Source organism: Streptomyces sp. JW3 (assembly GCF_052216785.1).
In the GTDB taxonomy this organism is placed as follows: domain Bacteria; phylum Actinomycetota; class Actinomycetes; order Streptomycetales; family Streptomycetaceae; genus Streptomyces.
Window position 1 is genome coordinate 1 of record NZ_JBQOUX010000174.1, and the last position, 10,067, is coordinate 10,067.

Here is a 10,067-nt window from a genome sequence, read left to right on the forward strand (position 1 = left end):
GGGCGCGGCCCCCCCCCCCCCGGCGCTGCTGGCCGGCCGCACCGATCTGCCGCCGCTCACCACCGACGCCACCGGCACCGAACTCGCCCTGGTCGACTGGGGCGAGGGCGTGCTCACGCTGCGCGCACCGGACGGACGGTACCTCTCGGTGGCCGAGGACGGTTACCTGCGCGCCTCGGCCGACCAGCCGGGCGGCTGGGTGGTGCGGGAGACGTTCCGGCTGGAACCGCACGGCGACGGTCACCTCCTCAGGCATCTGGGCACGGGCCACCCTGTGTCGGTGACCGCCGAGGGCGTGAAGGTTGCCGGGACCGGCGGGGAAGTCTTCGCACTCGCCGTCGCCGAGCGCGGCGAGGAGGCGGTGGCGCGGGCCGCCGCGCGGGCCGACGTGGTGCTGGTGGTGGCGGGCAACGACCCGCACATCAACGGCCGCGAGACCGAGGACCGTACGACTCTGCGGCTGCCCGCCCAGCAGGAACGGCTGCTGCGCGCCGCCCGGGACGCCAACCCGGACACGGTGCTGGCGCTGGTCTGCGCCTACCCGTACGCCGTCGACACCGAGCCGCTCCCGGCGGTGCTGTGGACCGCGCACGGCGGCCAGGCGGCCGGCACCGCGCTGGCCCGGGTGCTGGCCGGCGACGTGTCACCGGCCGGCCGGCTGCCGCAGACCTGGTACGCCGACGACCGGGACCTGCCCGACCTGCTCGACTACGACGTGATCGGCGCCCGGCAGACGTACCTGTACTTCGAGGGGACCCCGCTGTTCCCGTTCGGGCACGGGCTGTCCTACGCGTCGTTCGGGTACGCGGACCTGAGCGCGGACGTCGGCGCGGACGCGGTACGGGTCGCCTTCACCGTCACCAACACCGGGGACGTCACCGCCGACGAGGTGGCCCAGCTCTACACCCGCGCCGAGGACCCGTCGGTGCCGCGGCCGCGCCGCGAACTGCTCGCCCACCGCCGCCTCACGCTCGCCCCGGGCGCCACCGCCGAGGTGTCCTTCGACGTGCCGCTGTCCGCCTTCGGGTACTGGGACGTGGCGCACGGCCGGTGGCGCCTGGAACCGGGCCGGTACGCGCTGCTGGTGGGCGCCTCCAGCGCGGACGTCCGGCTGCGGACGACGGTCACCCTGGACGGGGAGCCGGCCGCGCCCCGCCCGGTGCGCGAACGGGGCCTGGACGCCGCCGACTTCGACGAGCAGAGCGGTACGGAGATCGTCGACCGGACCAAGGAGGCGGGCGACGCGGTGACACCGGCGGCCGGCAAGTCCGGCGAACTGCTCTACCGGAACTGCGACTTCGGCGCCGGGGTGACCTCGGTGACGGTCGCGGTGGCGGGCGAGGGCGTGGTGGAGGTGTCCCTGGCGGGCGGGGCCGGCGGCCCGGTGCGGGCCGTACTGGCGACGGGCACGCCCACGCCGGGACCGTACGCCTACGTCTCGCTGGTCACCGGCCTGGCCGCCGAGGGCGTGCACGACCTGCGGATCGGGCTGCGCGGGCCGGTCCGGCTGGCCCGGGTCGAATTCTCCAGCTGACCCGGCGCCCCGGCCTGGCCCGCCTCCCCGCTCGGTCAGGCCGGGGCGTGCTTCATGATCTGGTAGCTGACCCGCCGGCGGGTCTGCCTGCCGATGCGCTGGGCGACGCCGGACAGCCAGCGCTCCAGCTCCTCGGCGTCCGGTTTGCCGCGCACCTTCTCGGCCATGAAGCGGCCCGACTTGTCGTTGATCGTCCAGACGCCGCCGATCCGGTACAGCTCGCCGCAGACCCGCCCCTTGGGCTGCCGCGCGGTCTTGCCGTCCGGGCCGAACTGGGCCGCGATCGTCGGATGCCCCATGTTCTCCAGGCCGGTGGACAGGTCCTCGGCACTCAGCCCCGGCTGCTTCGTCCGCATCCCGGCGAGCAGCCGGTCGAGCTGGGCCTTGGGGATGAGCGAGGCGACGTCCTCGCTGCCGAGCGAGATCTCGCCGTCCTCGGTGACCGCGTACTGCCACTTCGCGCCCTCGGGACTGTTGTCCAGGTCCCGGCCGCTGAACTCGTCGAGCGGCACCCACAGCGGGTTCAGCCGTACCTCACCGAGGTCGTCGGTCTCGTGGCCCTTGACCTTCTTCGGCGGCACCGCGAGGCCGGCCGTGTGGTCCAGGTCGTCGGGGGCGCGCTGGACGGCGGGCGCGTCGCCGGTGGCGACCAGGCGGGAGACCGCCCGGTTGCCGGCCGCGCGTTGCAGGTTCAGGGCGGCGGTGGCGGACATCGGTCCGGTGGCCGCCACCGTCTGTTCCGCTTCGGCCGCGCGCTGCTGCTCCCTCCGCCAGAAGGGGACGGCGTTCTCCTCGTCGTGCTGGGCTCTGCGGGCGTGCGCCAACGTTCCGTTCCCTCAGCGTCGGGGGTTTTGCGGAACGCTCCCGCGCCGAGGACTCGGCCGGCCGACGGACAGGCCAACGGCACCTGTCCGGCGGCGGAACACCCGGGTCAGAGCGCCAGGCCGGTGAGGACCATGACCCGCTCGTAGGTGTAGTCGTCCATCGCGAACCGCACGCCCTCGCGGCCCACCCCGGACTGCTTGACGCCGCCGTACGGCATCTGGTCGGCGCGGTAGGACGGCACGTCGCCGATGACCACGCCGCCGACCTCCAGCGCGCGGTGGGCGCGGAAGGCGGCCTGGACGTCGTGGGTGAAGACGCCGGCCTGGAGGCCGTACTTGGAGTCGTTGACGGCGGCGAACGCGGCTGCCTCGCCGGCCACCTTCTGCACGCTGAGCACCGGTCCGAAGACCTCCTCGCGGGCCAGCGTGGTGTCCGCCGGTACGCCGGTCAGCACGGTCGGCGCGTAGGAGGCGCCGTCGCGCCGCCCGCCGGTGGCGAGGGTGGCGCCGGCCTCGACCGCCTCCGTCACCCACGCCTCGACCCGCTCGGCGGCGGCCTCGCTGACCAGCGGGCCGACATCGGTCTTGTCGTCGCCCGGGTCGCCGGTGACCTGCGCCTCGACGGCGGCGACGATGCGCGGCAGCAGCCGGTCGTACACGGCGGCGTCGGCGATCACCCGCTGCACCGAGATGCAGGACTGGCCGCCCTGGTAGTTGGAGAAGGCGGCGATGCGCTGCGCGGCGTGGTCCAGGTCCGCGTCGCTCGCCCAGTCGGCCAGCACGACGGCCGCGCCGTTGCCGCCCAGCTCCAGGGTGCAGTGCTTGCGCGGCACCGAGTCCATGATCGCGTAACCGACCTGCTCGGAGCCGGTGAAGGAGATCACCGGCAGCCGCTCGTCCTGGACCAGGGCGGGCATCCGGTCGTTGGGGACCGGCAGCACGCTCCAGGAACCGGCGGGCAGTTCGGTCTCGGCGAGCAGTTCGCCGAGGAGCAGCGCGGAGAGCGGGGTGGCGGGGGCCGGCTTGAGGACGATGGGGGCGCCGGCGGCGATCGCGGGGGCGATCTTGTGGGCGCAGAGGTTCAGCGGGAAGTTGAACGGGGCGATGCCGAGCACGACGCCCTTGGGGAACCGCCGGGTGAGGGCGAGCCGCCCCTGCCCGCCCGCGTCGGTGTCGAGCCGCTGGGCTGCTCCGCCGTTGAACCGGCGGGCCTCCTCGGTGGCGAACCGGAAGACGGAGACCGCCCGGCCGACCTCGCCCCGGGCCCACTTCATCGGCTTGCCGTTCTCGGCGGAGATCAGCCGGGCGATCTCCTCGGCCCGCTCGGCCAGCCGCCGGGCCACGTGGTCCAGGGCGGCGGCGCGGACATGGGCCGGGGTGGCGGCGAACTCGTCCCGTACGGCGTACGCGGCGGCCACCGCCTCCTCCACCTGCGCCTCGGTCGGGACGCTCACGGCGGCGACCAGCCGGCCGTCCCACGGGGAGGTGACGTCGAAGGTGTCGTCGCCGGTGGCCTGGCGGCCGGCCAGCCAGAAGGCGTGGGTGGAGGTCATGTCGGGTTCCGGCCCTTCCCGTCGGGTGTACGTGCGGTGCTGGGTCCACCGTAGGGGCGGGGCGCCGGGCGGTCGTTTGTCCGGTGTGTAGCAGTGCGGTGGGCGACACCGACGGATTGGACTAGCCGTGCCTCACTGGTGGGCGGTCGCCTTCAGGGCCAGCCACAGCTCCATCCGTACGTCCGGGTCGTCCAGGGAGCGGCCGAGGATCTCCTCGACGCGCCGCATCCGGTAGCGCAGGGTGTGCCGGTGCACGCCGAGGTCGGCGGCGGCCGCGTCCCACTGGCCGTGCCGGGACAGCCAGGCGCGCAGCGAGGCGACCAGGTCGCCGCGGCCGGTGGCGTCGTGGTCGCGCAGCGCCCGCAGCAGCCCGTCGGCGAAGGCCCGCACCGCGTCGTCGGCGAGCAGCGGCAGCACCGAGCCGGCCGCGAGCCGCTCGTGCTCGACGCAGATCCGGCCGCGCCGCCGGGCCACCGACAGCGCCTGTTCGGCCTGTTTGTACGCGGCCGAGGCGCCGATCGGCCCGGACGGCGCCGACAATCCCGCCACCCAGCCCTCGTCCGCGCCGCCGGCCGGCGCGTCCGGCACCGTGCGGCCCGCCTCCAGCGCGGCCGCGTACTCCGTGCAGGCGGCGACCGCCGCGCCCCCGTCGGCGGCCAGCACCACCAGCCGTTCGCCCTGCGGCACCACGAGCACCGCCTCGCCCGCCCGAGCCGCCGCGGCCTCGACGACCTCGGCGAGTGCCCCGGGCGGTTCGCCGCCGGCCGGCACCGGTTCGGCGACGACCAGCCGGAAGGGCGCGTCGAGCAGCGCGCCGTACAGGTCGCCGGCCACGGTCCGGGCGTGGTCGGGTTCGCCGGCCAGCAGCATGCCGAGGACGGCGGTGCCGATCCGCTGTTCGGCGGCGTGCAGGGAGCGGGAGCGTTCGGTGGTGAGGGTGAGCAGGGCGACGGCGGAGTGCAGGGCGTAGCGCTCGGCGGTGCCGAGGGTGGTGGCGGTGCCGACGGCGAGGGCGGCGCGGGGGCGCCGGGCGGTGCCGATGGAGTGCAGTTCGACGCGGTCGCAGTCGCCGCCCGGGTCCGTCCCTCCGACGACTGCGGAGGCCGGGGCGGGCCGCTCGCGCAGCCGCCGTACGTCGGCGGTGAGCCCCGCGGCGCGGCGGCCGGCCCAGTCCGGCGCGGCGGCCAGCACCTCGCCGGCCGCGTCGTAGAGCGCGGCCCAGCCGTCGACCTGGGCGGCCAGCGCGCCGAGCAGCCCTTCCGGGCCGTCGCTCAGGGCCCGCTTGGTCAGCTCCCGCTGGGCGGCGAACCCGTCGGTGACCGCCCGGTACTGGTCGGCGGCGATGGCGGCGGAGACGGCCTTGCTGATGGCGAGGAACGGGGTGCGGCGCGGCACCTCGATGAGCGGCAGCCCCGCCTCCTCGGCCGCGTCGACCAGGGCGGCCGGGATGTCCGCGTAGTGCACCCCCACGGCGAACCCGAGGCCGACCACGCCGGCCCCGACCAGCCGCCGCACATACCGGCGCATCGCCTCCGGGTCCTCGGCGTCCAGCTTGAGCGCGGTGATCAGCAGCAGCTCACCGCCCTCCATGTAGGGGACGGGGTCGGCCAGCTCGCTGGCGTGCGCCCAGCGCACCGGCGCGTCCAGGCGGTCCCCGCCCGCCCGCACGGTCAGCTTGAGCGTGGAGTGGTGGACCAGCGAGGCGAGGGTCGGGGGCATGGGCCGTCAGCTCCGCGTCGGTGAGGTGCAAAACCGGTGATCCGTTGGCCGCCGCGTATGAACGGCCTGGGGCGATTGTGCCTCACTGTACGGTCGCGGCGAATCCCGGCCGGGCTCTCACCCCCGCAGGTCCACCAGCAGCGGCGGCGCGTGCTCCCCCTTGACGGTGGTCAGGGACAGGACGGCGTGGCCGGGGGGGACGGAGTGGGCGAGTTCGGAGGCGGACCAGTGCTCGCGTTCGACCTGCTTCACGGTCACCGCGTCGGTGGTGACCGCCCGGCCGGTGACCAGTTTGCGCAGGGTGTGGAGGGCTCGGGTCATCGGCTGGTCGGCGAAGACGGTGTGCTTGGCGACCTCGGTGGTCTCCACCCACTCGGTGCCCCAGGCCTGCGCGAACCGGCTGCCGTCCCAGGTGGTGACGCCGCAGAAGGCCATCCGGCAGCCGACCGCGCCGTAGAGCGGGCCGTGCAGCGCCTCGGGGACGTCGGCGACGGTGCGCAGGGTGAGCAGCACGCCCGCGTTCTGGCCGCGCAGCCGCTGGATGCGGCGCACCGACTCGGGGGTGACCGTGCCGGTCGCGTCGTCCAGCACCAGGCAGGCGAAGTGGGTGCGGCCGCGCTCCCGGACGACGGCGTGGAACTGAGCCAGCACCAGCCGGGTGATCAGCCGGCCGGCCTCCTCGTGGCCGCGCTCGGGCAGGTCGATCCGGACCCGCAGCGGGTGGTGGGCGACGGCCCGCAGGGAGAACGGCCGGCCCGGTCCGCCGCCGCCGAGGAAGTCCGCGAAGACCGGCCGGTTCAGCAGCGCCAGCCGGTCGGCCAGGGCCCGCCCGGCGTCGCCCGGCGCGCCGGCCCCGCGCAGCCGCGCGTCGAGTTCGCGGACCATGACGTCGTCGCCGCTCGCGGCCAGCGTCGCGCGCAGCGGGAGCAGCGCGTCCGCACCGCCCTCCAGCAGTTCGCGCAGTTCCGGCAGGGCCGGGAAGCGGCCGTGCACCGCCCGGAACGGGCCGAGGAGCTGGGCCAGCGCGGTGGCGGCGCCCTGGGCGCCCGCCGGTTCGAGGTCGCCGGCCAGCGCCTCGGCGAGCAGGGCGGCCGCCTCGTCCGGGTCGTCGGACTCGGCGTACGGGTCGAGGTCGTGCACGGAGGACGGGTCGCCGATCCGCACGATCACGTCGAAGGAGTCGTCGGCGCCGAGCGGGCGGCCGGCGGCGGAGACGGCGACGACGGCGCAGCGGCCGGTGAGCGCCTGGAGGGCGAGGGCCTCGGTCACCGGTTCGACCAGGGTGCGGGTCTTGCCGGCGCCGGCCGGGCCGACGGCGAGCAGCGAGGTGCCGAGCACTTCGGGGCCGAGCGCCGCGCCGGCCTCGTGGTAGGGCTCGGGGGTGCGTTCGGCCGGGGTCCAGCGGCCGATCCGTACCTGGCCGGCCAGCAGGTCGTGCCGGGCGGTGCGGCGGGGCAGGTCGCGGGCGCCGGACGGGTGGGTCCAGGCGGCGGCGCCCTGGCGCAGCACGGTGTCGCGGAAGACGTGCAGGCCGGCCTCGCGCCGGGCGAGCTGGAAGGCGTGCTCGACGCGGGCGCAGTCGACGTCGTTCATCCGGCCGCCGGCCACCTCGGCGGTGAGCAGTTCGGCCGCCTCGTGCTGGCCGGTGTCGCGCAGCGCGGGCCACTGGGAGCGGGGCAGGCCGGGCGCGGCGGCGGGGGTCTCGGCGCGGCGGCGGGCAGCGAGCAACTGCCGGACGTAGGGCAGCCAACCGCCGAGGCGGGCGAACGGCCACAGCACGAGCGCGGTGACGACCGCGTACACCGTGTCCGTGTAGAGGGTGGAGGCCATCAGTTCGTAGCTGTCGGTGACCAGGATGGTCAGCGCGAACAGCGGCCGGACCACCGGCACCGGGTCCCAGCCGACCAGCGGGAAGGCGCGCGGGAAGACCAGGCTGAGGACGACCAGGGCGAGGCCGGCGGCGATCAGGGCGCGGGCCGGCTGCGGGCGGCGGCTCGTGTAGTGGCGGGCGATGGCGGGCCAGCTGCCGAGCGAGGCGACCGCGAAGACGAGGACCAGGAAGAAGAGGCCGTCGTAGACCTCGTTGGCGTACACCCCGGGGGGCACCGCCCAGCCCTCGACCTGCTTCGGCCAGGTCACCGAGCCGGCCCACCACCAGTCGTCGGGCGTGAACATCCGCAGCAGGACGTGCTGGTAGGGGACGGCGTCCCGGACCCAGAACGACCACACCAGCAGGGCCAGCGCGAGCGGGATCAGCATGCCCACGACCGTCACGGGGGCGATCCGCTGCACGGCTTTCCTGGGCGGCCGGTAGCCGAACCGCCAGATCCCGGGCCGGGCCTCGGGCCGTTCCGTGTCGAGCCAGGCGGCGACCGCGGCGGCGGGTTCGGCTGGCCCGGCGGACCGGGGCAGTTGCTGGGGCACCGGCGGCGGGCCCGGTGCCCGGGTCGGCCGGGGCGGCATCGCGGGTGGTACCGACGGCATCGCGGGCGGCACCGGATTCACCCGCGCCCCCCGCGCGTCCCGCTTCCCGTCGCTGTCCATCGACCCTGCCCCCTGAGCAGCCGTTCCGTGCACCGTCGCCAGTCAATCTAACGCCCTTGCACGGGCGTTCACCGCTTACGCGGCCGGGTGCGCGGTACCGGGCCCGGGAACGTCTCTGTCCACCGCGGACAATCCGCCCGGCCGACACCGCCCACATGGAGCATGCCCAGCCCGGTCCGCCGCACCTAGCCTGCGGGAAAAGAACGCAAGCGTCCGTAAAACCCCGTCCGTAAAAAGCCCGTCCGTAAAACCCCCAGGAGCCCCGCATGACCGCACTTCCGCAGGAGCGCCGTCTCGTCACCGCCGTCCCCGGACCGAAGTCGCAGCAGCTTCAGGCCCGCCGCACCGCCGCGGTGGCGCGGGGCGTGGGCTCCACCCTGCCGGTGTTCGTCACCCGCGCGGGCGGCGGCATCATCGAGGACGTGGACGGCAACCGGCTGATCGACTTCGGCTCCGGCATCGCCGTGACCAGCGTCGGCGCCTCCGCCGAGGCGGTCGTGCGGCGCGCCGCGGCCCAGCTCGCCGACTTCACCCACACCTGTTTCATGGTCACCCCGTACGAGGGGTACGTGGCCGTCGCCGAGGCGCTGGCCGAGCTGACGCCGGGCGACCACGCCAAGAAGTCCGCGCTGTTCAACAGCGGCGCCGAGGCCGTCGAGAACGCCGTCAAGATCGCCCGCGCGTACACCAAGCGGCAGGCGGTGGTCGTCTTCGACCACGGCTACCACGGCCGGACCAATCTGACGTTGGCGCTGACCGCGAAGAACATGCCGTACAAGCACGGCTTCGGACCGTTCGCGCCCGAGGTGTACCGGGTGCCGGTCGCCTACGGCTACCGCTGGCCGACCGGTGCCGAGAACGCCGGCCCGGAGGCCGCCGCGCAGGCGGTCGACCAGATCGCCAAGCAGGTCGGCGCCGAGAACGTGGCCGCGATCGTCATCGAACCGGTGCTCGGCGAGGGCGGCTTCATCGAGCCGGCCAAGGGCTTCCTGCCGGCGATCCGGCAGTTCGCCGCCGAGCACGGCATCGTCTTCGTCGCCGACGAGATCCAGTCCGGCTTCTGCCGTACCGGCCAGTGGTTCGCCTGCGAGGACGAGGGCATCGTGCCCGACCTGATCACCACTGCCAAGGGCATCGCGGGCGGCCTGCCGCTGGCCGCCGTCACCGGCCGCGCCGAGATCATGGACGCCGCGCACGCCGGCGGCCTCGGCGGCACCTACGGCGGCAACCCGGTGGCCTGCGCGGGCGCGCTCGGCGCCATCGAGACCATGAAGGAACTCGACCTCAACGCCGCCGCCCGGCGCATCGAGGAGGTCATGAAGGCGCGGCTCACCGCCATGGCCGAGAAGTACGAGGTCATCGGCGAGGTCCGGGGCCGCGGCGCCATGATCGCCATTGAGCTGGTCAAGGACCGCGCCACCAAGGAGCCCGCCCCCGAGACGACCGCCGCGCTCGCCAAGGCCTGCCACGCCGCGGGCCTGGTGGTGCTGACCTGCGGCACCTACGGCAACGTGCTGCGCTTCCTGCCGCCGCTGGTCATCGGCGAGGACCTGCTCACCGAGGGCCTCGACATCATCGAGCAGGCCCTCGCCCACATCTGAGCAGCTTGTGAAGAAGGTGTGGGGGGTGAATGGCAGGATGCCGATGTGCCTGTCCTCCGCCCAGCCCCTGCCGTAGGTTCTACGCAGATGAGAGATACACCCCGTCCACAGGGAACTGTGGGCGACCCCAGGCCGGGGCCTCCCCAGCTACGGTCTGGTCGTGCCCTCGCGCACACAAACGGAGCTTCCGGCTCCGGATCTCCTCACCGATCGGACGGTCGCACGCCCCAAACCCCCCGGGGCGCGCGACGTTCCGGTCCGGTCGGCCGCCCCGGAACCACCCCCCCTGTTC

The 10,067-nt window shown here is 74.9% G+C and carries 6 protein-coding genes and 1 pseudogene; 3 read left to right on the top strand and 4 right to left on the bottom strand.

Translation table 11 applies throughout. The annotated features are described in order from the left end of the window. A partial coding sequence (locus tag ACTT8P_RS36870; RefSeq protein WP_442836164.1) for a glycoside hydrolase family 3 C-terminal domain-containing protein occupies positions 1–1,534 on the top strand: 1,534 nt, incomplete at its 5' end. Positions 1,535–1,569: 35 nt separating this feature from the next. Here the strand turns inward: ACTT8P_RS36870 and ACTT8P_RS36875 are convergent. The 4 genes from ACTT8P_RS36875 to ACTT8P_RS36890 form a co-directional block, all read right to left on the bottom strand. After that, a complete protein-coding gene (locus tag ACTT8P_RS36875; RefSeq protein WP_442836165.1) occupies positions 1,570–2,358 on the bottom strand; it encodes a hypothetical protein in 789 nt (262 codons plus the stop codon). A 107-nt stretch (positions 2,359–2,465) separates the two neighbouring features. Beyond that, a complete protein-coding gene (locus ACTT8P_RS36880) occupies positions 2,466–3,911 on the bottom strand; it encodes an aldehyde dehydrogenase family protein (protein WP_442836166.1) in 1,446 nt (481 codons plus the stop codon). A 132-nt stretch (positions 3,912–4,043) separates the two neighbouring features. After that, positions 4,044–5,630: a PucR family transcriptional regulator ligand-binding domain-containing protein gene (locus ACTT8P_RS36885; RefSeq protein WP_442836167.1), complete on the bottom strand. Its 1,587-nt coding sequence runs from the start codon at positions 5,628–5,630 to the stop codon at positions 4,044–4,046. 117 nt (positions 5,631–5,747) lie between these two features. Next, on the bottom strand, positions 5,748–8,174 hold the full coding sequence (locus tag ACTT8P_RS36890) for an ATP/GTP-binding protein (RefSeq protein WP_442836168.1): 2,427 nt from the start codon (positions 8,172–8,174) through the stop codon (positions 5,748–5,750). Positions 8,175–8,440: 266 nt separating this feature from the next. Here ACTT8P_RS36890 and gabT point away from each other — a divergent pair, with 266 nt between their 5' ends. Next, on the top strand, positions 8,441–9,775 hold the full coding sequence (gabT, locus tag ACTT8P_RS36895) for a 4-aminobutyrate--2-oxoglutarate transaminase (protein WP_442836169.1): 1,335 nt from the start codon (positions 8,441–8,443) through the stop codon (positions 9,773–9,775). 87 nt (positions 9,776–9,862) lie between these two features. After that, positions 9,863–10,067 (top strand): annotated as a pseudogene (locus ACTT8P_RS36900) (phosphatase PAP2 family protein); the annotation flags it as partial.

Coding starts and splice junctions, on each gene's coding strand:
- ACTT8P_RS36890 (WP_442836168.1), bottom strand. CDS start 8,174: ATGGACAGCGACGGGAAGCGGGACGCGCGGGGGGCGCGGGTGAATCCG.
- ACTT8P_RS36885 (WP_442836167.1), bottom strand. CDS start 5,630: ATGCCCCCGACCCTCGCCTCGCTGGTCCACCACTCCACGCTCAAGCTG.
- gabT (WP_442836169.1), top strand. CDS start 8,441: ATGACCGCACTTCCGCAGGAGCGCCGTCTCGTCACCGCCGTCCCCGGA.
- ACTT8P_RS36880 (WP_442836166.1), bottom strand. CDS start 3,911: ATGACCTCCACCCACGCCTTCTGGCTGGCCGGCCGCCAGGCCACCGGC.